At 37.1% G+C, this 23,747-nt stretch carries 20 protein-coding genes and 1 pseudogene; 14 read left to right on the plus strand and 7 right to left on the minus strand.

Annotation, left to right across the window (positions count from 1 at the left end; translation table 11 throughout):
* Positions 1 to 909: 909 nt before the first annotated feature.
* Complete coding sequence (locus GX466_08540; protein NLH94241.1) at positions 910 to 1,533, minus strand: transposase; 624 nt, start codon at positions 1,531 to 1,533, stop codon at positions 910 to 912.
* Between the two features lie 72 nt (positions 1,534 to 1,605).
* Positions 1,606 to 2,193, minus strand: coding sequence for a helix-turn-helix domain containing protein (locus GX466_08545; protein NLH94242.1), 588 nt, complete (start codon positions 2,191 to 2,193; stop codon positions 1,606 to 1,608).
* Positions 2,194 to 2,269: 76 nt separating this feature from the next.
* Here GX466_08545 and GX466_08550 point away from each other — a divergent pair, with 76 nt between their 5' ends.
* Positions 2,270 to 2,575 (plus strand): hypothetical protein, encoded by a 306-nt coding sequence (locus GX466_08550; GenBank protein NLH94243.1) that lies wholly within the window; start codon positions 2,270 to 2,272, stop codon positions 2,573 to 2,575.
* Positions 2,576 to 3,238: 663 nt separating this feature from the next.
* Here the strand turns inward: GX466_08550 and GX466_08555 are convergent.
* From GX466_08555 to GX466_08565, 3 genes and pseudogenes are all read right to left on the minus strand, one after another.
* Positions 3,239 to 3,820: a transposase family protein gene (locus GX466_08555; protein ID NLH94244.1), complete on the minus strand. Its 582-nt coding sequence runs from the start codon at positions 3,818 to 3,820 to the stop codon at positions 3,239 to 3,241.
* A gap of 16 nt (positions 3,821 to 3,836) precedes the next feature.
* Entirely contained in the window at positions 3,837 to 4,184 is a 348-nt protein-coding gene (locus tag GX466_08560; protein ID NLH94245.1) for a helix-turn-helix domain-containing protein, read from the minus strand.
* Positions 4,185 to 4,395: 211 nt separating this feature from the next.
* A pseudogene (locus tag GX466_08565) lies at positions 4,396 to 4,717 on the minus strand (response regulator transcription factor).
* A gap of 186 nt (positions 4,718 to 4,903) precedes the next feature.
* Between GX466_08565 and GX466_08570 the strand changes: the two are divergent.
* The 13 genes from GX466_08570 to GX466_08630 all read left to right on the plus strand — a co-directional run bounded on the left by GX466_08570 (position 4,904) and on the right by GX466_08630 (position 20,411).
* Positions 4,904 to 6,832 (plus strand): hypothetical protein, encoded by a 1,929-nt coding sequence (locus GX466_08570; protein NLH94246.1) that lies wholly within the window; start codon positions 4,904 to 4,906, stop codon positions 6,830 to 6,832.
* A gap of 166 nt (positions 6,833 to 6,998) precedes the next feature.
* On the plus strand, positions 6,999 to 8,798 hold the full coding sequence (locus tag GX466_08575; protein NLH94247.1) for a hypothetical protein: 1,800 nt from the start codon (positions 6,999 to 7,001) through the stop codon (positions 8,796 to 8,798).
* A gap of 301 nt (positions 8,799 to 9,099) precedes the next feature.
* On the plus strand, positions 9,100 to 9,819 hold the full coding sequence (locus GX466_08580) for a class I SAM-dependent methyltransferase (protein ID NLH94248.1): 720 nt from the start codon (positions 9,100 to 9,102) through the stop codon (positions 9,817 to 9,819).
* Positions 9,816 to 11,603: an aminotransferase class I/II-fold pyridoxal phosphate-dependent enzyme gene (locus tag GX466_08585; protein ID NLH94249.1), complete on the plus strand. Its 1,788-nt coding sequence runs from the start codon at positions 9,816 to 9,818 to the stop codon at positions 11,601 to 11,603. Before GX466_08580 ends, GX466_08585 begins: the two co-directional genes overlap by 4 nt.
* 359 nt (positions 11,604 to 11,962) lie before the next feature.
* Positions 11,963 to 13,594: a hypothetical protein gene (locus tag GX466_08590; protein ID NLH94250.1), complete on the plus strand. Its 1,632-nt coding sequence runs from the start codon at positions 11,963 to 11,965 to the stop codon at positions 13,592 to 13,594.
* 339 nt (positions 13,595 to 13,933) lie between these two features.
* A complete protein-coding gene (locus tag GX466_08595; protein ID NLH94251.1) occupies positions 13,934 to 15,019 on the plus strand; it encodes a DegT/DnrJ/EryC1/StrS family aminotransferase in 1,086 nt (361 codons plus the stop codon).
* Positions 15,016 to 15,708: a WbqC family protein gene (locus tag GX466_08600; GenBank protein ID NLH94252.1), complete on the plus strand. Its 693-nt coding sequence runs from the start codon at positions 15,016 to 15,018 to the stop codon at positions 15,706 to 15,708. Before GX466_08595 ends, GX466_08600 begins: the two co-directional genes overlap by 4 nt.
* A 250-nt stretch (positions 15,709 to 15,958) precedes the next feature.
* Entirely contained in the window at positions 15,959 to 16,360 is a 402-nt protein-coding gene (locus tag GX466_08605; protein NLH94253.1) for a hypothetical protein, read from the plus strand.
* A 7-nt stretch (positions 16,361 to 16,367) separates the two neighbouring features.
* The gene (locus GX466_08610) at positions 16,368 to 16,787 is read left to right on the plus strand and encodes a hypothetical protein (protein ID NLH94254.1); all 420 of its coding nucleotides are present in this window, start codon (positions 16,368 to 16,370) and stop codon (positions 16,785 to 16,787) included.
* Entirely contained in the window at positions 16,784 to 17,431 is a 648-nt protein-coding gene (locus GX466_08615) for a methyltransferase domain-containing protein (GenBank protein NLH94255.1), read from the plus strand. The genes GX466_08610 and GX466_08615 overlap by 4 nt, the downstream gene beginning before the upstream one ends.
* 53 nt (positions 17,432 to 17,484) lie before the next feature.
* On the plus strand, positions 17,485 to 18,447 hold the full coding sequence (locus GX466_08620; GenBank protein ID NLH94256.1) for a hypothetical protein: 963 nt from the start codon (positions 17,485 to 17,487) through the stop codon (positions 18,445 to 18,447).
* A 70-nt stretch (positions 18,448 to 18,517) separates the two neighbouring features.
* On the plus strand, positions 18,518 to 19,222 hold the full coding sequence (locus GX466_08625; protein ID NLH94257.1) for a class I SAM-dependent methyltransferase: 705 nt from the start codon (positions 18,518 to 18,520) through the stop codon (positions 19,220 to 19,222).
* A gap of 4 nt (positions 19,223 to 19,226) precedes the next feature.
* The gene (locus GX466_08630) at positions 19,227 to 20,411 is read left to right on the plus strand and encodes a glycosyltransferase (protein NLH94258.1); all 1,185 of its coding nucleotides are present in this window, start codon (positions 19,227 to 19,229) and stop codon (positions 20,409 to 20,411) included.
* A 232-nt stretch (positions 20,412 to 20,643) separates the two neighbouring features.
* Here the strand turns inward: GX466_08630 and GX466_08635 are convergent, their stop codons facing one another.
* The gene (locus GX466_08635) at positions 20,644 to 21,873 is read right to left on the minus strand and encodes a glycosyltransferase family 4 protein (protein NLH94259.1); all 1,230 of its coding nucleotides are present in this window, start codon (positions 21,871 to 21,873) and stop codon (positions 20,644 to 20,646) included.
* Between the two features lie 4 nt (positions 21,874 to 21,877).
* On the minus strand, positions 21,878 to 23,747 hold a 1,870-nt coding region (locus tag GX466_08640; protein ID NLH94260.1), incomplete at its 5' end, for a glycosyltransferase.

Consider the following 23,747-nt stretch of genomic DNA (forward strand, 5'->3'; position numbering starts at 1 on the left):
CCAAGAGATGCAAGGCATTGACATGATCATTAGCAAAGTAATGATTGATGCTTTTTTCCAAAAAGGCAGATCACTTTCACCTACGAATTCCAATGTTTATAGGTGCGCTAATAATGAGTTCCTTGTGATTTGCCTAATTTCCTTTAAATGATAAAAAATTATATCGAGAAGTTGGGCGTGGCTTTGAATCCAAATTGAAGATGGTTGGATCAACCTACATGCTCATATTCATAATGTTCCACCGCCCCCTGAAGGTTCCAATCTGGGAGCGAACCATATCAATATGAGTGTTGAGGTCAGGAAGTATCTTCCCTGGCGATTGGGTGATATTCTCAATACCATCAAAGAACGCCCAAAAGAAAACGGTGAGTCACTCCGTTGACCTGTTCCCCCTTAAGTCTCTAGGTGATCGAAGTGGATGGAACAAAGTGCACACCGTTCTCATGGATCAAGATTGTTATTTTACACAAATAAATATGCCGATTTATTTGTGTAAGAATTTGCGGGCCCTCATCTGTTAAATTCTCCATTTGACAATCCAAGGTGAAGAAATTTATACCGGTTTCGATTCGAGTTTTTCTGGGCAGGGGGCAATTCTCGGTCGAATTGAATTTCCATATATCTCTATGTTAAAAGTGGCTTCCGAGCCTTTCCTGTTCAATCATGACTGCGGTAGTGTCAACGTTTGAGGCGTGTTAACAAGGCGCCAGCGGCATGTCAACGAGGACGCAGATCGTAAATATTTGTTGAAAATATTATTCTGTCTTATCTAGACTTTGAAACCATCAACCAAACAATAGGATATATCATCAGGATTTTTAGGTCATTTAACCTTCAGGTCAGTTAACCTAAATTTCAGGGGACATGTAATAATTCTCTTTTGCTCTCAGTCCAAAGTTAAAATGTCACCTAGTTTGACAAAGTAAGAATGTCACCTTGATCAGGGGCATTCTTTTTAGGCCAGGATTTACACCAAGGGTGATCGGGAGCTGGCTTGTGGTTCTTAGCGGCAGTACGCAGTTCATAATCGATGGACTTGGCGGGAACAACTTGAGCCTGTTTCTCTTGTTGATAATATACCTCAAAAGGAATTGAACAGTTCTTGTACAGGACTGTAACTTCACCTTTGGCATTTTCAATGACAGTCACTTTTGCATTCCGCATAGTGTAAGAAGGACGCTTGACCTGGAGCTGGTAAATCGTTTTAGAATATTGGAAGGTCAGGTTTTTAGAGAGTGTACGAGTAACCTTGCGACATAATACCCAATCTAATTGATCTGAGGCTGATAAGGGAGTGTGAAAATCATGACCACTGCGGGGTTGAGTAGCAAAACGCTGATTGTAGGCCTGCATGAACTCAGGCAGCCATTGATTGGCTTCTTCTGGGGTAGATATTCCACGTAAGCGCATTTCTTTGGTCAGACGATCCTGTAAGGTTTTGTTAGCGCGTTCCACCCGACCTTTGGCTTGTGGTGTATTGGCACAGATGATGCGAATACCCAGCTCTTGCATCGCCCTACCAAAGTCCGTCAAACCATCTCCAGCGGTCACTTTTGGGGTGTTGAGATGAAATATGCCATGTTTATCACTGTAGAAGGCGCCTGGCTAGCCATATCTCTCAAAATAGTGCTTAGCAGCCTCACAATATCCGAAAAAGCTCTCATGCGGTACAAAAAACAACTCTACCAGTTTGCCTGTGGCATCATCCACAAACACCAACAGGGTACAACGCGGGCTGCGTCCTTCGAACCAATCGTAATCTGATCCGTCAATTTGTACTAACTCACCAAAACATGCTCTCCTCTCTCGCATTTGAAATACCCGTGGTTTTCGCTTACGTCGATGTTTCCACAACCCCTCTGCCAGCATTAGTTTCCGCACACTTTCGTCCGAGATCTGTATCCCATGAATTTCTCTCAGTTTCTCGCTTGCCAGGGTAGGTCCAAAATCTCGATACAGCTCTAAGATCAGATCGAGCACTCGTTGCTTTATCTCCACTTTGAATTGATTATGGCTGGGCTTTCCACGGCTTTTGTGGATCAATCCCTCTGCTCCTTGTTCCTGATAGGCATGCCATAATCGCTTGATTTGTCTTGTACTTATGCCCAGTTGGTCTGCCGCCATCCTTTGCGTGACCTGTTGCTTCTCTAGCATTCCCATTACTTGTAGCCTGCTCAATTCTTTTTCACTCATGTTGTATCGTTTGTCCACTTTACTGTCCCTTTCTTAGGGGACATTTTAACTTTGGCTTAGCACAATAATTCTCTATTTGTTTGTGGCGAATCATGTTATAGCAGTCTTTCATGGTCATGATCATCTTTTTGCTAAAGAAGAACTGAATGGAATCATTTATCAGGAAGTGCCACAGCCCGGGACAAACCGAGCGAATGACACCAACAGCGCTGCCGAATATGGCTATTTGTGTGTGGATACATTTGGCAGCCCGGGTTACCTGCGGGTGACTGTAAAACCCGATGAAGTCACTTTTGAATATATTCGCACTTATTTGCCTCAAGATGAAAAAAGTGGGCAAGCAAATGGACAAGTGGATTTTTCATATTCCGTTCTTCCTTGAATAGAATGAAATCATGATTGGTAAATCGAAAATATGGAAGATCTTTTCAACCCAAGGTATGGATTCAAACTAATGACCACTGGGTTACGAATGTGAATCCTAAAACCGTGGATTTGGCCATAAATAATTGAACCGGTTTTGGTCGAGAAAACACTCATCTCTTCTCCGTCAACGAATCTGATTCTAGCGACTTTGTCTACTACCAATTACGAGGGCAGGAGACTTTTTTTGGAGTTTTTCCCTGAAAACATATCAAAATCCTCAAAACCTATCGATACGGATAGGTTTTCATGTTAAAAACCTATCCATATTGGTATATTGCAAAAGAATTCCTGGAATGATAATCTTGATTTATCCTAAGAAGAGAACCATTAAGTAGTCACCACAAATTTCTCTTCTCATAATTAGTTCAAGGAATTAGCGCATGTTTAAACCAAAAACGACCATTTCTGGTCGTCTCGGAAACAGTAGCGGGGAGTGGATTCGAACCACTGACCTCCGGGTTATGAGTCAAAATCCTGAATCCGTGCCATTTGTGCGGCGGGCTCTGCGAATCAGCCGACCTGACGAACTCTGGTCTACGCTTGCCGGGCACGCTGCGGTAGCTAATCGATATTCGTATAGTATCTGTTTTACGCGGGTTCGTCAAGTAATTCTACTCGTTCAATACACATGAGACTTATTCGAGGTTACATCAGGGTAGTACTTGTTAATATACTCTGCAGGTGTCAGATAGTCCAGTGCCTGATGTGGACGGACTTGGTTGTATATCCGCTCCCATTTGTATAAGTCGATATTCAACTTATCTATCTGCGCACCCTTTGGTATCACTGCATAGAATTCTTCCAGATGAGTGCGATGTGCACGCTCCACCCTCCCATTGAGTTTGGGCGAGTGGGGAGGTAGAACAAATAACTTCAGCCCCAATTGCTGACAACCTTCTTCAAAACCTGCTCGGTATTCACTCCCACCATCCACCTGGATGGCTTTTTCTCGAAAGGGCATACGTGCCAGTATAGTGTCCAAGAATTCAGCCGCAGTACCTGCTGTGGCACGATGTTGTGCTTCCACCACATCCCACCGGCTGATCACATCTCTGGTTGTGCAGTGTTTGACCATGCACCCATCAAGCGGATGCACATCCAGCGTATCCACCTGCACTAGGTCACCCGGTTCTCTTATTGTGTAATCCTTCGGTTTTCGTATGGCATAAGGTCTCCTTTGTCTCCGTTTCTTTACTTTCACCAGCCCTCTGGGTGTCTCATGCAGTACCCCGCGTCGTTTCAAATCCACCAGTATCCTCCCTACTGTGGAGCTGGACGTTTTCCGACCTTGGCGTTTCAGTAGAACTGCGATCTTGTCCTTTCCCCATCCCGGGTATTCTTCTCATAATTCTATCACGGCTTCGGACAGGTCTGTTCCCCACCATATTGGGCTGCGTACCCGATGCGGTCTGCGACTTTTTTTCCTCCAGCCCCTTTGGACCTTTTTCTTTCATCCGCTTCTGCCATCGGTATAACGTCGCCCTGGATACTCTCAATAACTTGCTGATCTCTTGATCCGATACCTTCATCGTTTTCAATGTTTTCCACAGGTCCAGTTTCTGCATGCGCTGGTCTGCTGCAGCAGAGATCTTCACTGGTTTATGTTTGGCTAGATATTAAATTCTTTCGGGATACAATGTATGCGCATCGAGGTCTTTCTCCTTTTCTCGGGTTGCCACCCTTAAGGATGACCTCGATGTTCTTTTTTGTCTAGTCCTTTTGTCTCATATCTATCTGAACTTGTTCAAAAAGGGACACTTTTTATTCTGTTTGCTGCTATTCCCTATCCAATCCATGTCGAATGGCGATGAACGCAGTTTGTATGCGGTCTGTGACCTCGAGTTTCGCGAAGATGGCGCTGGTGTGATTCCTCACTGTGCCTTCTGATAAAATGCATTCTTGCTGCAATATCTAAAATATTGAGCACGTGAGATATGGCTCGCAACACTTCCTGTCCGTTCATACTCTTCAGCCTGCAATATTTTGATCGCTCAACTTGCGTGGTGTTGTTGATCAGCACTTGCATCAGTTCTGGAATTGCATCCAGTCCTTTTTCCGCTATCTCATTTACAAAGGTATAATCATTTTGGTGAGTCATTTTGTTCTCCTTTTTTGGTTTGGTCACCTTAAGGATACTTCTGACTCACCAATTTTGTTAAGGTTCTGCAATTTACAGAAAGAATGTTACACTAACTTTCCCTAAAAATTCATCGATAATTTTCTAAATTATGATCTTAATGATTCTATTAGAAAACTTTATGAAATTTGTCTATTTTGGAGATTAATGAACAGAGTAATGATCCTGTTAAGAAAGATAAATCAATTTGTCCGTTTGATTCATGCGCGGCTAATAATACGTGCATCGAACTTGTTTGATAAAGAGTATTATCTAGCGAATAACCCGGATGTTGCCCTATCGAAAATAGATCCTTTAAATCATTACATTCAATTTGGAGGAACTGAAGGCAGTGATCCGGGGCCTTACTTTTCAAGTGCCTGGTACCTCACAAGTTATGAAGATGTAAAAAACTCAGGGATTAACCCTTTAGTACATTATCTAAGGTTCGGAAAAAAGGAAAAAAGGGGAATAAAGCCAGCTGAAGGTTTAGATCAATTAGCTCTGATTCGTTCATCAGGGTTATTTGATGAAGAATTTTATCTGGCGAATAATCCGGATGTTGCGCAAGCACAAATAGACCCGTTAGTACATTATTTTTATTATGATGGCTTTGAAGGAAGAGATCCCAACGCAAATTTTTCTATTAAAGACTATCTAATAATAAACGAAGAATCTCGAAATTCAGGACTTAACCCTTTAGTACATTACTTGATTTACGAAAAAAACAAAAAGCGAGTTCTCAGATCCTATATATTGCTGAGAATGCTTAATTTTCTGAGAAAAAAATCAGGATATGATCTTGGTGAAGTATATGACAACATCACTTCATTTGCTGATTTTTTTATGCGCCTTCTCTATGCGCGCCTCTACCAGAAAGAGTCATTTTCTTTGCCGAAACAGATCAAAAAACAATACACTCGTGTTCCTTTGTATTTTAATTTACGTAGAATTATTCGTAAGGCAAGACTTGGCAAGATTCCAATTCGCATAGTCTTCGTTGCGCAAGACACTGGAACCTGGAAAATTATGGAATCATTGTATGAGGCGTGCAAATCAGACACTCTTTTCAAAACCTTTGTTGTTAATACCACTTTTGAATGGCTAAACGGTCCAGAAGAGAGTTCCGAATATTTTAAGAAGAAAAACATTGATTTCTTAGATGCGGTTCATGGATCTGTTCAATTGGATTTGTTAAATCCGGATATTATTGTTGTGGCAAGTCCATATGATGAATTGCGTCCCTGGCAATTTCGAACTGCCAATCTTTTACGTTATGCCAGGATTGTTTATATTCCATATGGCATATCTCATGCTGATATTGGCCAGAAATATCCGAAGAGAGAATTTGGGAATGATCCACAAAAAAATGCTTGGCGCATATTTGACCGGTCATTGAAAACAAAAAATGCATTCATTAAATTTGCGCGAATTCCATCAAGATGTTTTGTTGCTTTGGGTACGCCGCTTATTGACCAGTATTATTCTAGTTCAGTATCTGATGTACTTCCTTATAAGGTTCAATCAGCGAGTAGTAAAAAATTCAAAATTATTTATACACCACATCACACCATTGAATCTTGGAGCACCTTTTTAAGATATGGAAAGCAAATAAGACAACTGGTTGAAGAAAATGAAGATATCTTTCTATTCTTTAGACCCCACCCAGGTCTGGTAGGAAAACTTGAAGCTTCGAACCTGATGTCATCTGAAGAATTTCGTTCTTTTTTTTCAGGTAATAGATGCTTCTTATATGAAGGTGATAATTATCAAGGTCTATTTCATTGGGCCGATTTACTCATTAGCGATGCATCCAGTTTCCTGGGTGAGTTTGCCCCAACAAAAAAACCGATAATCTTCCTTAACCGTGAAGACGTTTGCGGAACGTTAGATGACACAATTAGAGAAGAAATATATGGTAGTTGCTATGTGGCGAACTCGGAGGAACAAATAACAAATTTTGTTCAGCAGTTGATGAAAGGCGATGACCCATTGGCTGGTTTGCGTGAGCATTACCAAGAGCAAATAAATGTTGGTATGTTTACAGGCGGGGCTGGAAAAAGGATCGCAGAGTACATCCATGATCAGTTAGGATAATTCTAGATGTGTATCCTAAGGCGTATTTGCATGAGAATTTTAACTATGAAAATGCCACACTTGTCAAAGGCGATCAACCACCTATCAAATAAAACCTATTCCCACTAGTTACCTTTGAACAAATTCACACCTCTTCAATTATATTGGATAGAAATAGGAAATAGACATGACCAAAACAGTTTCATCAATAAAACAAATAATAAAACATATTAGAGACCTTATTTTATTAAGCGCCTCGAGCCTGTTCGATAAAGCCTGGTATATTCAGAATTATCCTGATGTCAAGCAGGCTGGAATAAATTCACTTCTGCATTACTACAGATATGGCGGATTTGAAGGACGAGACCCAAGCCCAAAATTCAACAGCAGGTGGTATTTGGATAATTACCCTGATGTCAGTCTATCAGGAATAAATCCCTTAATACATTACATACGTTTTGGTGTTAGAGAAGGGAGATTTCCAAATCCTCAGACGATAGATCAAATAGATATACTTCGAGCTTCTGATCTATTTAATGAAACCTGGTTTCTTCATCATTATCCTCAGGTAAAAAAAGCGAATATGGATCCGTTGCGCTATTACCTTGAATATGGTGTGGTTGAATTATTAGATCCCGGACCAAATTTTAGCACCAGAAATTACTTACTGGATTATCCCGATATTAAAGAAGCAGGGATCAATCCACTATTCCACTATTTAAAATTTGGAAGATCTGAAGGTCGTGTTTTGTCAAAGGAAGCTTGGAAAATCCAAATAAACCCATTCAAACAAAATAAACTGAGATCATTATGCCATAATATAGTAGTAGATCACCAATCCATTTCGACGAGTATACAACCCATTTCTATTCAAAAAGCCAGGGCTAAAAAATATTATTGTAATTATCCAAAAAGAACTAATCAAAAAAAAATATCCAAACAAATCACTTTTTTTTTCACCGAGATGTCTGAGTTTCAAGCATTACAGCCTGTTGCTTGGATGGCTAATTTGCACGGCTTCAAAACGAGTTTTTCCGATGACCTTAATAATGCAGCTGAAATTGGAGTCTATGTACAACACCACTTAGTCAATCCAAACGCAAATTTATCAATAATTATGTTGCACGATATCGGTCAGTATGCATGGCCAGAATGCCCAAGTTTTGAACCCAATCATTGGACAGACGAACCATGGCATTTTTTTGATATTGGTGTTTTACCTGGGCGTGCTTGGTCACAATGTTGGTATTCTGTATCTGATTCTCCTAATGCAAACCCTCGACTTGGTGTTTTTGAACTCGGTTGGCCAAAAGCCGACCCTCCTTATAATCAACCAAAAATGTTTATTAAAGATGTAAACCGATTATTGGCTCGACTTCACATCAAAGATCTACCCTCTGTGTTATATGCGCCTTCATGGGAAAATGATGGCAAACTGGATGACTTTATAAAATCATTAATTCATCTACCTATCAATCTTCTTATAAAACAGGCTTCTTGGCCTGACGGAAATAATAGGCGAAGGATTCGTGAAATCATCAACACAAGCCAGAAACTTTACAATGGTAATATTTACTTCATAGATCCTGACATTAACATAATGAGTTGCCTTGCGATTAGTGATGTGTTAGTCTCGGATGAATCCAACTGCCTTGTTGAGGCTTTATTATTTGATGTACCGGGAATCGCGGTTTCGGATTGGCAAATCCCCGCGATATCAAATTGGGACCCACCGCTTGCACCACGTTTACCTGATCCACCCAAATCTGCAATTAGGACAACTCGTTATGGACTTGGAAACACTGTAGAGGAAGTATTAAAAAATCGGAATAAGCTCAGACCTACAATTCGGCAGTATCGAGATCACTATTTTAGTCATATTGGAATAAGTTCAGAACTAGTTGTGTCTGTGATTGAATCAGCAATTACAGGGTCTTATTGGCCTGTTGAGCCTTTACTACCAAGGAAAGGTTATAATATCAATTAGCTATCAAAATTTCTCCATAAATCGTCATAATTCAAGTACCATTTCTCAAAAATTAATAAGAGTACAAAGGGCAAGCAGTTTATTAGCCAAGATTAATTATGTAATTCAATTTAAACTCGACCAGAATATCAAACGCTGAAATAATATGCGGCTATATATTGGGAATAACTCATTATGAATCGATTGCCTAAAGGTAAGAATTAATATTGGAATATTTACCTGAGTTGTTGAAAACAGCATCGCCCATAATATCAATGATCAGTCAGGGCGATTCCAGTGGTTTACCTTAGGAAGGGTTTAGATGGAATATAAAGATAGAAACATGGCCTGGAAAGAAATCTGGAATAAGAAAGGTATGGATATTGAATTACCACCTTATCTGGCAGATGGGTATGATCTATTGACCATCGAAAAATATGAAAAAATGGTTTCTGAAGTCATAAGACCGTTGAACCTGAAGGGTACCGAACATATTCTTGAATGTGGTTGTGGCGCAGGAGCATTTCTTCTTGGAGTCTTAAAGACACATCCGAAAATTAAAGTTGCAGGTATTGATTATTCTCCTACCCTGCTAAAACGAGCGAGGGATCAAATAAACGGTGATTTCTTTGAGGCAGATGTAACCGATCTTAAGTTCCTTGATGTTGAAAGTTATGATATATCTCTTTCATTTGGTGTGATTTTTTATCTTTCATCTGAAGCTTCTGCTTTGAAACATCTCTTGGAAATGGTTCGTGTCACCAAATATGGGGGACAAATCTTCATAGGAGAAGTACCGGATGCTTCGAAAAAACATGAGGCAGAAAATATACGCAGGGTAAGTCATCAAGGCGTAAAAAAAATATCTGATCAAAATTTGGATCATTTATACCTGGAGAAAGGTTTTTTTATTCAATTTGCCAATGAAAATTCACTGGATATCAAAATCATCGATCATACTAAATTTGAACTCGGAGATTACCAGGCTGCCAAATATCGATATTCTGTTTACCTAACAAAGAAAGCTGCAAAGCTCATATGAAAGCGATCATTCTTGCCGCCGGGTATGGCGCTCGAATGAAGCCATACACCGATACAAAGCCGAAAGCATTATTAGAAGTTGCCGGGCAAACAATTATTGGTAGAATGTTAAATCTCCTGATTGCCCGTGGTATTTCAGATATTTGTGTGGTAACAGGCTATTGCCGGGAGCAACTCGAGGATTATCTCAGAACCTCATATCCGAACTTAAATCTCACATTTGTTTTTAACGAAGTTTTTTATCGAACAAACAATATTTATTCCATGCATTTAGCGTTGGAAAATTTCCCTCTCGACGATGACGTCCTTCTTATTGAATCAGACCTGATTTTTTCTGTTGAAGTATTGGATCGCATTCTTCAAAGTCAACATGAAAACGTCGCGCTCGTCGATAGATTTAAAACCGGTATGGATGGAACGGTTGTGACTGTTGAAGATGATCTGATACTAAATGTAATTCCACCACATCTTCAAGGCCCAGGATTTGATTTCTCTGACAAGTATAAAACGCTCAACATTTATAAATTTTCATCAAAATTCTTACAGACTTCATTTAAAAAACTTCTATCTTTTTATGCAACTGTGTATAACGATAACTGTTATTATGAACTAATCCTGGGTATTCTTATTTACATGAGACATGAACAGATATTTGCGTGCGATGTCGCTGGGGCTAACTGGTTTGAAATAGATGACCCAAATGATCTGAGACTCGCAGAAATAAAATTCTATGAATCTGGATTCATGGAAAAAATGGATGAGGCTTTTGGGGGATTTTGGAATATCCCGATTATTGATTTTGCTTTCATCCGAAATATGTATTTTCCCAACGACTCAATTATTGCGGATATAAAGCACAATTTACCATTATTGATGCAGAATTATGGTTCAAGTCAAATAATACTCAATGAAAAACTTTCCCATTTCCTTCAGATTCCATTTGGTTTTGTCTGTTTGTTAAATGGTTTGTCTCAAATCTACCCGATTCTAAAGGATTTATATGGTGAGAAGTCAGTACTAATCCCCGAACCTACTTTTGGCGAGTATTTGCGGGTATTTCCAAATGCGCTGAAATACAAAGATGAAGGTTTACAGACACTTACTGATATCCCAATTCATTTGATAGAACTTGCTGATGTAATTATTTTTGTCAATCCAAATAATCCGACGGGGTCATGTATTGATAGCGCAGAAATAATTGAACTTGCCCGTTCAGAACCAACTAAAACAATCATTGTAGACGAGTCCTTTATTGAATTCTCTGAGCAGCCATCCGTGCAAGAGCTGCTCAAATTGGACGAATTAAAGAACGTCATCATTCTTAAGAGTCTGAGCAAATCGCTTGGTATTCCAGGCCTTCGTATTGGTTATATTTATAGCCGAGACAAAGAAACAATATATGAACTTAATAAAAGAATACCGATATGGAATACCAACTCTATAGCTGAATACTTTCTAGAGATTATTCTTAAACATCGTTCGGAATTGAATGCAAGTATCAATTCAACCATTATCGACCGAAATTTATTTGCTCAACAGCTATCGGAACTGCCATTTATTGAGAAGGTATACCCTTCAAAAGCAAATTTTATTCTTGTAAGGTTGAAGATTGAACAAGACCAGCTAATCCAATTAAGAAGCTATTTGTTTTCCGAGTGGAATATATATATAAAGGACCTTTCCTTGAAGTTAAACGACGGTGGCTCCTACATCAGATTAGCTGTGAGATTACCGCATGAAAATCTTGAACTAATCAATGCTTTACAGCAAAGTAAATTTTGCTAATAGAATTTACTATCCCCAAAATTTTTATGATTAGATTAGACAACAGGCAAATCCACTTGTACAGTCAAAATTTGAAAAATCTCATTTTCAAATAATGATTTATTTGTGTGATTCATAGAAATCGTTTCAATATACAATATCAGCAATTTTTGTTGGAGTACAGTGAAGAATGGGAGTATGGTAGATTGTATTTAGATATTGACCTAGATTGATTTTCCACTTGAGAGGATCTGTGATCAATTTTACAGAAAATATGTTGCGTAATCTGTTTCGAATAAATTATTATCTGGTTTTTCATAACGTTTGAATGTTTTAGAACTCAAGGTAATATTTGATAATCAATTGGGAAGACATAGATTATGAAAAAACAAGCTTATAACACAATCTCAGTTTTTTACAAAAACCTTTCGGAAAAAAATGACGAAATCCTATCAGGGATTAAGGTTTATTTTAAAAGAAATCAGTCAATAATACTTATCCTTCTGGTAATTGCATTAGCAACATATGGATTTGAATTGTTTAACTTAAACATAACCATCGATGAGGAATTTACCTCTCTGGGGAGGAGTACGAGTATGTGGGAAATTTCTATAGGACGATGGGGGAAATATTTACTTGCTGATATTTTATTCCCGCTCTCCACAATACCATTTGTTCCTTTATTTGTCACACTTCTTTTTCATTTGGGCGCAATTCTAATAATATTCGATATTTTTTGCATTTGTGACAAGCAAGAAAAATTTATTATTGGGGGAATCGGAATGTCTTATCCAGGCATGGTTTTTATTAATACCTTTTCTACTGCTAATTATTTGGTAGGGATTGGCTTGTTTTGCGTTATATTAAGCCTATATATTTATTCTAAAAATATGGGGGCAAAAAAATACCTAGCGTTAATCCCAATGTGTTTTGCCATTTCTATTTACCAACCATTAATAACTGTATTGATATCTATTTATCTGCTATTTATTATTAATTCATGGAATAAAGTTGACTTTAAGAGAATAACAGAGATAAGAAATATCATAATCATGATTTTATTGGCAATAATTTTTTACCTTCTCATTTCAAAGTTATTTTTATTCTTATATGGGATGACAAGCAGTGGTTATATGGAACAATTTTTTGATATTAATTATCTTGGGGATAATATATATTGGGTATTGAAAAATATCACAAGATTATTAATCAATGTATATTCAGGTGATGAGACAATTTACGGTATTGAAATACCAACAATCATTATTTTTCTTTTTGTATTAGGTATCAGTATTTTCTGCAGAATCACTCGGTCAAAAATTAAATTTCTTGACAAGTTGGTATTATTTTTCCTAATTTGTATTTTTTTGTTTACACCATTTATTTGGGGAATTCTGACCAGAGGAATAATTCCTCTTCGGTCGCTCATGGGAATACCATTTATATTAATTGGTTGGTCAATACTAGGACTCGAAAATCAATCCAATATTGGTAAATCAATAATATTGTTGATCTCCATTCTTTGTATTTTTCAATTTATTTCTTCCAGTAATCACCTTTTCGCATCATCACACCTGGCATTACAAGAAGATAGGGTTCTCGGGATACGATTGATTGATAGAATAGAAGAAGCAAAAGATGCAGCAAACTCGGAGGATATTCGTTATTTCGAAATGGTTGGATATATTGAAAGACCTTCAACCCCTTTAATATCTAGGATAGAAACAATAGGCGCATCATTTTTTGGTTGGGATCAGGGTAATTCCCAGAGAGTATTAGCATTTTTAAAAATATTAGGTTTTTATGGTCTTGAGCCTCTACCTATTGAGAGAAGAAGTGATTTTGTGGATATAACAGGTACAATGACTATTTGGCCTGACTCGGGAAGCGTTAAAGTGTTTAATGACACTGTAGTTGTTAAATTCAGCGATTATTCTCCATACCAAATATCAACTATTTGTAATTACATAAAGTCCTCCCAACAATTGTATACTCACAATTTTTGTCCATAACTTAAATACTTGGATTATTCTCTTTAGTAAATTTAAATAATCTCTGCAAATCACACACATAATAAACAACTGGTTAGCAAATACTAATGTGATGTAAAGCAATCAAATTGGGTTACTACTTTTAGGGCAATTCAGGTTAGAATATTCAGAAGAAACGTTGGATATTCAAGTACTCTCACAAGAGAATACTATTTTAAATCTCTTGATCGGTACAGGTATCTTTGAGAAGAGCGTAAGACAATAGGTGATTTACTTTAGTAACTTGAATTGAATTAACTAAAGTATCGAGCGACTATGAAAAACACATGTAACGAAATTTTGTAAATTAAAGGCAAATTAATGATTAATGTTACCAAGTCTTTTTTACCCTCATTAGAAGAATATGAATCGAAGCTTGAGCAGATCTGGAAGAGTGGATGGTTGACCAATGAGGGTCAATATGAAACTGAACTGACCATTAAATTATCTGAGTGGCTTAGTATTCCGCATATTGAACTGGTTGCTAACGGCACTCTAGCGCTTCAGCTTGCCATCAAAGCCTTGAATTTAACGGGGGAAATCATAACAACCCCTTTTTCATATGTTGCCACACCAAATGCAATCGTTTGGGAAGGCTGCACCCCAGTTTTTGCAGATATTGATGAGAAGACACTCTGCATCAATCCGGACCTAATCGAAGATGCCATCACAGAGAAAACTAGCGCCATCCTGGCAACTCACGTCTATGGATATCCTTGTGCTGTCGATAGAATCGCTCAGATTGCTATAAGACATAACCTCAAAGTGATTTATGATGCTGCGCATTGTTTTGGGGTGAAGCTGAACGGAGAATCTATTCTGAAATATGGTGATATCTCAACACTTAGCTTTCATGCCACTAAACTTTTTCATACAGCTGAGGGTGGGGCATTAGTATGTCATGATAAAGCTTTATCAGATCATGTTTATCTTCTAAAGAAATTTGGACATATCGGGGAAGATGAGTATGTAGAAGTAGGCATAAACGCAAAAATGTCCGAACTCAACGCGGCTATGGGTTTGTGTGTGTTACCAATGGTAGACGAAATTATCGCAACGCGACGACAACTCTCTGCTTGGTATGATGAAATCATCGCTGATAGCCAGGTGAGTCGCCCCACAATGCCTCAAGGCCTAGATTATAATTATAATTATTATCCTGTTTTATTCTCATCTAACGAACAAATGATGCAAACCAGGCAGAAGCTTGTTGAGCAAGATATAATGCCAAGACGTTATTTTTATCCCCCTCTCAATACGCTGCCTTATCTCCAACAGGCGGGGTATAAACCCTGTCCTGTTTCGGAAAGCGTAGCCATGCGCGTTTTATGCTTGCCGCTATATTTTGAATTACAGAAAGAAGAAATTTTGAGAATTGCAAACATCGTAACAGGAAGGTCATCGTGAAAGTTGCCATTATGCAGCCTTATTTATTTCCATATATTGGATACTGGCAGTTGATACAAGCTGTAGACACGTTTGTCATTTACGATGATGTTAATTACATAAAGCGCGGCTGGATCAATCGAAATTTTATACTCGAAAATGGCTGCAAAAAATTATTTACGCTGGAAACCCATGGGGCTAGCCAAAACCGATTCATAAACCAAGTCTCTGTAGGCAAAAATGGCGAAAATTTGATTAAAACCCTGACCCAAAATTACCGAAAAGCTCCTTATTTTAAACCTGTCATTCAAATTCTTTCAGATTTATTCCACAGTGATGAAAAAAACCTGGCAAGGTTTATCATCTCCACTATCCGCAGCATCTGCTCGTATCTAATGATTGATACTCAATTGATCATTTCTAGCGAAGTTTTTGATAATACATCCCTCAAGGGCGCTGACAGAATAATCAATATTTGTAGACAATTAGGTGCAGACGTCTATGTTAATGCAATTGGTGGCAAGCGATTATACAATAAATCCGAATTTTCTGATGAAGGCTTCCAACTATATTTTATCGTATCAAATCCAATTGTTTACGCTCAATTTGCAAATGGGCAATTTGTTTCTAATCTTTCAATAATTGATGTTATGATGTTTAATTCCCCCGAGAGGATCCAACGGTTTCTGCAAAGTTATAATTTGGCCTGACAAGCAATCAGTTGTTATAAAAAATTATTCAATGTCAATCCTGTGATAGTAACGAATATAAGTGTCGATTTTTAATCGTAGGGTGTTAGAGAGAATTATCATGATAAAGAAATTGCTAGTGCTAGGGTCTTCAGTAGGATGCATATAGATCATTAATTATGCCCGAAGTAAAGGAGCAATAACAATCGTAGCAGTTAACTATCCGCCTGAAAGTTCACCTGCGAAATTAGTTGCTGACGAATCATGGCTGGTGAGTACGGCTGATGTCGATCAGATTGAATTAAATTGCTGCGAAGAAAAAGTTACAGCCGTTCTTGCTGGTGCAAGTGATTTTAACCTGAACCGGGCAATTGCCCTTTGTGAACGACTCGATCTGTCTATTTACCTATCTGAAGAGAGTTGGAAGTATAAACTTTACAAAAGAGCTTTAAAGCAATTCTGCATTGATTGCAGCATTCCAGTGGATGAGGAGTACCAAGTATCTGACCAAATGACTGAGACAAAATTCAATGCTGTTGAATTCCCCGTTGTAGTAAAACCCACTGATTGCAGTAGCAATTTTGGACTCAGAATCTGGTACCCAAAATTGAATTTTATGGAGGCTTATAAATTTACCAAGAAGAAATTCCTCAAGAGGACAAGTCTTGGTTGAGGCTCTATTGGACGATAAAGAATTCGGCGCACACTATGTAATGATTACGGGTAATGCAAAGTTAGTATATTTCAAAGCATATTATTATTGTGACAGTCTTCCCCAATTTTGTTATTTATTTGTTACGAATTCAACTGATTATCCTTTAAAATCTATTAACGAGGCTAACTCCAAGGTTATTGCTATGCTTAAGAAGATGGGCTACAGAAATGGCTGTTGTTTTATTCAGCGCGACCTGGATTACGATGAGTTAAATTTCATCGAAATGGGTTATCGCTTAGATGGGGTTACAAGTTTCCATCTTTATAAAAACATGCTAGGTATCGATACTATTAAGATTATCACCGATTATGTGCTTTTCGGAAAAACTAATGAAAAGATTAGCCCACAAACAGGTATTTATGATAAGTTAGGTTGTTATTTATGAATGAAAAAAAATATATATCAATTATTTGCCATTATGAAGAGACATTAAGCAAATTTGGTGATTCACACCTGGGTGTCGATTGGCCAAAAGCTATTGATGTAGAAACACGCTATGCAATCATGTTGGGAATCATCAATAATCGACTAAAGAAGAAGGTGAAAATTCTGGATTTTGGCTGTGGGGCATCTCATCTTTATGATTATCTGATTAGAAAAAACATGCTGAAAGCGATTGATTATCATGGTTTAGATATGTCAGAAAAATTCATATCCCTGTCAAAGTCTAAATATCCCGAAGTAAAATACTTTTGTCAGGATATTAATGAAAACTACTCTAACTTGGGAAAATATGATTATGTAATATTGAATGGTGTTTTTACTGAAAAATGCAATCTGTCTTTTGAAGAAATGTTTCTATATTTTAAAGATACAATAACTAATGTCCAAAAAATTACACGGATCGGTTTTGCATTTAACGTCATGTCAAAACAGGTTGATTGGGAAAGAACTGATTTATTCCATTTATCATTTGATTTATTAGCAGATTTTTTAACCCGAAATATAAGCCGTCATTTTGTAATTCGTCACGATTATGGTTTATATGAGTATACTACTTATGTATATCAAAACGAAATACATGTATAGCTCACAATTACTGCTTGATTGAAATAACGATGTTTACCGAAAGGATAATCCCAGTGAACGACCCGAAAGGCTGGAAAAGCGAACTTTCAGGGTTTAACCATGCGTTTGCCCATACCTGGGAAAACAATAATGCCATGCATTTATCCACAGGGTTGCCAACTTATCTTTATTGTTTCACTAAAGATACCACTAAGATTATTTGTCCTATTTCTGAACGAAGGTATAAGCAATATACTGATATTTTTACCCCCTATGGGTTATCTGGATTTGCTGGTACTGGCCCTTGTCCAGAATTCAATGCTCACTGGCATGCATTTATCGATAGAAAAGAGTATGTGACTGGTTTTTTTACACTCAATCCACTTATTGACCAATATGATTATTTTCCACGAGAAGATATCTATTCGTACAATGATCTTTACATTCTTGGGTTATCGCAATCAAAGGAACAATTGTTTTCAAATCTATCAACTAATCGGAAAAGACAATTGCAGCATTTTGAAAGCATAAAAGAGGAGATTTGCCTTGATAAACCTGCATTAATTGAGTTCTTTCTCACTAATTATCGCGAGTTTTACGAAATCAGAAATGCATCATCGTTGTATCAACTCTCAGAGGAATCTTTGCTTTTTCTTTTTAATCAAAATAATCTCTTCATGGTTGGAATCATGAAAGAAAAATCAGTTATTGCTGTATCTGTGTTTGGATATACGGAGTATATGGCGGATTTCTTATTTAATATCTCGCTTCCTAAAGGAAAATCCTATTCTGTTGCACTTCTTTGGTTTGCCCTATTAGAATTGAAATCTACAGGAATTCCTTATCTAAATCTAGGCGGAGGGGTTAAAAAAAATGATAGCCTGGCAGACTTTAAAAGAAGGTTCGGAGCAGATGTTTATCCATTGTGTGCTTTAAAACAGATTTACAACAAAGAAGCTTACATCAAACTGTGTGTTGATGTTAATGCAGATCCTGATAACAGAATCGGGTATTTCCCTCCTTACCAAAAACCTTGACTGAAGTCTTGAGAGTATTAGTATCGATATGCTATTAACAATAAATGAGTGTTTGCAAACAGGAGTTGTTATGTTTACAAAATCAGCAAAATTCTATGATGCGCTATACCACTTCTTGGATTATGAAATGGCATCACAAAAAATCACCACAATAGTCTTTAATCGAAATCCAAACGCACTATCATTATTAGATGTTGCTTGTGGAACAGGAAAACACCTTGAATTTCTTAAGAATCATTATTTGTTGGTTGAAGGTTTGGATATTAATCAAGAACTATTAGATATAGCAGAGATACGCCTACCAGACGTCAAATTTTCCGTTGGTGATATGATTGATTTCAAACTTAGTAAATCTTTTGATGTTGTGACATGTTTATTCAGCTCCATTGCTTATGTAAAATCATTATCGAATATGAGGAAGGCAATCTCAAAGATGTCTGCACATCTTAACTCAGGAGGGATTCTGCTTGTAGAACCCTGGATTAGTCCGGAACAATACTGGGAAAGGAAAATTATTGCTAACTTTGTGGATCAACCAGATTTAAAAATTTCCTGGATGTACACACATGAAGTTGATGGAGCAGTGTCAATATTTAACATAAACTATCTTGTTGGCACACCAGAAGGGGTCACTTACTTTACTGAAAAACATGAAATGGGCATGTTCACACGAACAGAATATGAACAGGCATTTCTTGACGCTGGTTTAACAGTCGAATATGATCCAGTTGGGTTATTCATGCGAGGATTGTACATTGGAGTAAAAAAAGCTTAAATTCATGCCAAAAGTAACGATCTTTCTAACGTCATACAATCACGAAAAATACATACGCGAGTCAATCGATAGTGTGCTGAATCAAACCTACACCGACTTTAAATTGATTATCCTCGATGATGCCTCAACCGATAATTCTTGGCAAATCATCAATAGTTACTCTGACGACCGCATCCGAGCTTATCGTAATGAAATAAACCAATTAGCGGATTTTCCTGAGGTTTTCCCTGGAGAGGCTAAAGGTGAATATATTGCCATTCATCACTCTGACGATGTTTGGGAAACCGAAAAACTTGAACATCAAGTGACTTTCTTAGACCAGCATTCAGAAGTTGGCGCAGTTTTTACTAATTCAACCATTATTGGAGAAGATGGGCAGCCATTTACTGATCATACTCATTTTTACTACAACATTTTTAACCAGCCCAATCGCACTCGCCATGAATGGCTCAATTATTTCTTTTTTTCTGGCAATGCATTGTGTCATCCAAGCCTCTTGTTGCGTAAGGAATGTTATGACAAGTGTGGCCAATATCGTGATGGTTTCTATTCGCTTCCTGATTTTGATATGTGGGTTCGGCTTTGTTTCAATTACGAGATCTATGTTTTACCATTGAAGCTTGTTCGCTTCCGTGTGCGCGATAACTTAGCCAATACCAGTAGTGCGACATACGAAAATACCGTACGTCAACAGTTTGAATATTTACAAATTCTGTATAACTATCAACAAATATCCTGTTTCGATGAATTGGTTAATATTTTTCCAACTGCAGAAAAGTTCTATCGGTCCCAAGGATCAGATCTAGAATTCATTCTCGCAATGATTGCTTTGGAAAATAGTAAGCAATGGCCTTATCATCAGATATTTGGTCTGCAACTATTATTTAATATTTTGCAGGATAGATCACGAGCAAATAATATAAAATCTCTTTATAATTTTGATATGCACGACTTCGCAAAGCTATCAGCGAAACATGATTTTTTCTCGATCTATAGTCGTAATAAATTACCAGAAATAGAGACACAGCGAGCACAAATTGAAATGCAAAAAGCAGAAAATGAAATGCTAAAAGCAGAAAATGAAATGCTAAATACTGAAAATTTAAGAATTAATCTTAGTAAGAGCTGGCGTTTTACACGCCCTTTTCGAAATATTACCAGTTTAATTAGAAGCCTTAAGAAATATTAATTCCAAAATAACCTGATTTCGATGAAAATCGATAAATGTATTCGTTTTTATTTTCTGGTTATTCTATCGAGATATCAGTGATAAAAATTTCTCGAAGTCTCAACTAAAAGGCAATCATGAGAAATAAAAATCTAAACTCTGCTTAGAAATGCATCCAAAATAATACTGCCAGTTAATTACTTTTGCATAAACAAGTTTAATCTATGGTTATTGTTTTGTGATAATTCAGATTTTACTTTACGATTTTTGTATACAACCTGTAATAGTTGTATGCTTCCTGTTCAATTGTTGGGATGATCATTTTTGAAATAATATTTTCTTTAAGTATATTTAACTGAGTCCGATTATTAATGATCATTTCGATTTTTTCTTGCAGTTCTTCATGATCACCGGCCGCAAACTTGAACCCATTGAAGTTGTTCTTGATTTTATCAGACATAGCACCCAAATCTGAAGCGATGATTGGAACATCGCTTGCCAAGCCTTCATGTAATACCATTTGATAGCTTTCATAACAAATAGAAGGGGTAATTAATACGTCTATATTTGTAAAAACCTCTCCGATATTATCAGATGAATAAGGTCCTTTAAAAATTATTCTTTTGTCATTGTTTGCGATATGCTGCAGCTGATTAATGTATGGCTCTAACATTGGCCCATAAACGAATAATTTAATATTTTCATCTTTTATGCTTGTAAAAGCTTTCAACAATATGTGAACGCCTTTATGGAAAGATAAGTACCCTGCGTATCCAAAGACAATTGGCGTTTCATTAGTATAAAATCGGCGGTTTTTTCGCAACGACTTATAACTTATGCCGTGATTGATGATATCAATTTTTAACTTATCGAATTCTTGAATAAATATTTTTGCTAAAAATTGTGATGGAGAGATGATTGCTTTCGCATGCGCCAACAGCAGTTTTGCCGTCACTAATCGCTTGGTAATATAGGCTTCGCTAAATTCAGGACATAAAAGCTGGCAGGCTGTACCTTTATCAGGTCCGGAGCATAAGCTCTTCATGTTTGGCGCTAAATTTACTTTTGGACACAGTAAAAAGAAGTCCGTCAGAGTCATGATATATGGTATATGCATGTCAATTGCCGCTTTGATAAATGCATGCATTCTCATCGCATGCCCAACATGAATAATGTCAGGCGCTTCAGTTAAAAGTATTTTTTTACCAATAGCGTAAAGCAATTCATCATCCATTGAATAGTGCAAATCATGTGGCGGTTTGATTTGCTTAATCGCGATGACTGGAATGCCTTTGTAGTTAAACTCTTGACTAAGTATGCCTTCAGATTCATTACTATAAAAAGAGTTGTCATAAAAACTGTATGTCACCACTTTAACTTTGTTACCATTTTTTTGTGCCATGTATGCGCTGTTGAAGACAAACTTCTCGGTACCAGATTGATATTCAGGATAAAACTGATGAACCAAATATAATATCTTCATTTTATTAGACCCCACTTTTTAGGTGAACATTTGCTTTTTCAAATTTTTCTTTGTCACCATTTGCGCTGCTGATATAGCAATAAGCGAGGTGCGCACCGATCAACTGAGCAAGTTGCTTATGAACACATTGCATTACTTCAACTATTAGAGTCTCATCACATTTCTCGTAGATTATGTTCAAATAATTGAACATTATCATAAGGTAATCCCACAGCGAATCGATTAATTGGCTATGGATCTGTTTATCAAACGATAATTCTGGAAATATGGTAATAATCTCATTGAGATAAGGAAAAAATTCGGCATCGAAATATGATGAACGAAGTCCAAGAACATCTGCAGGGGGTTTATAATTGTTCGATGTATTAAATATAGACCGCATCTGTTTCTTAAGTGCCTGAATATCACCGGCCGAGGACAGACTTGATTGTTGTTGATTCAATTGCTCGATAAGAAAACCACATGTGAAAACAATATCAGGAATCAGCTGGCTGAAACTTATACTTGGTATTGGATAATCGCTGAACATATCAAAAAGAAATAGGTTATCAACGTATCCCCTTTTTAGGAAATAGCTTGCGGGTCTATTGTGGGAATGAATAATTCGAATTGAACTTAGAAAAGCAATTTTGTGCCCGTCTTGAATTAATCGAATTCCGAGATCTAGATCCTCAGCATATTTTAGTCGATACTTGTATTTAATTAAATTGTCACGCGGTATTAAGCAGGCCAAATCAGATATTTGTCCATTTTTACGCAGTGTCAAGTAATTTGAATGAACTGGTAGCTTGAATATCCTATCTTGTTTGTTCACATCAAGAAACTGATAGTGATTCCAGCAAATTACTCTGTAAAATAAATCAGCATCTTCACGTGGTAGTTCAGCACACGATACAACAGAAACGTCATTGGCTCTGAGAACAGTAATTAATTCATACAACCAGGTCTCATTCGGCGGCAATGCATCCTGTACAACTAATAAAATATAATCCCCGGAAGCATTTTCAGCGCCAACATTTCTTGAGTATGCATGTGAAAATTCTTCAGGTAATATAGTGACGATCTTCGCATTAAATAATTTTGCAATTTCTATCGTATTGTCAGTGCTGCCTGAATCAACAATAACAATTTCAATTTCCATTATTCCCTTTTGGTTGATTAATAACTTAAGTAGGTTTTCAAAATCATCTCCTGCATTTTTTGTGGGAATAATGACAGAAACCTTTATGTCATATTTTGTTACCTGTTCATCGAAATCTTCCAATGAAGGATAATTCGACCTGCCAAGGATGACAATTTGATTATTTGGCTGATCATCCTCAATAGGTTTTATATTATTCGCCGATATAGCTTTTATTTTCATTAATAGAGATAGAAATCCATGCTGTTCTAGATGGAGGATACCCTTTATTAGATTTTTTGCTGAGAGCAATTTGAGAGATTGTACTATTTTAATCAGAGAGAGGCTATTCTTTTGTTGAGCGGCGACTGTTTGATAAGTGTTATTCGGCTTACGCCCTTCCTTGTAGCCATGAATAATATAGTGGATCAACGGATTGATGTTTGCTTCTTTCACATCAGGGTTAGTATCTAAATAAAAGCAAGTATTGAATAATTGTGATGGATTCTTGCCTTCTATCCAACCATCTGTTACGAAATGCAATAATGGATCGATATATGCGTGTCTGACGTCTGGGTAATTTGTCAAATAGTATTTATGATCAAATAATTTACTTTGTTTAATCGTTGTGTAATCCGTATCCACAATTTCATAAGTGTTATTCGGCTTACGCCCTTCTTTGTAACCATGATTAATATAATGGATCAACGGATTGATGTTTGCTTCTTTCACATCAGGGTTAGTATCTAAATAA

This window comes from Candidatus Cloacimonadota bacterium, from assembly GCA_012516855.1.
Taxonomy (GTDB): domain Bacteria; phylum Cloacimonadota; class Cloacimonadia; order Cloacimonadales; family Cloacimonadaceae; genus Syntrophosphaera.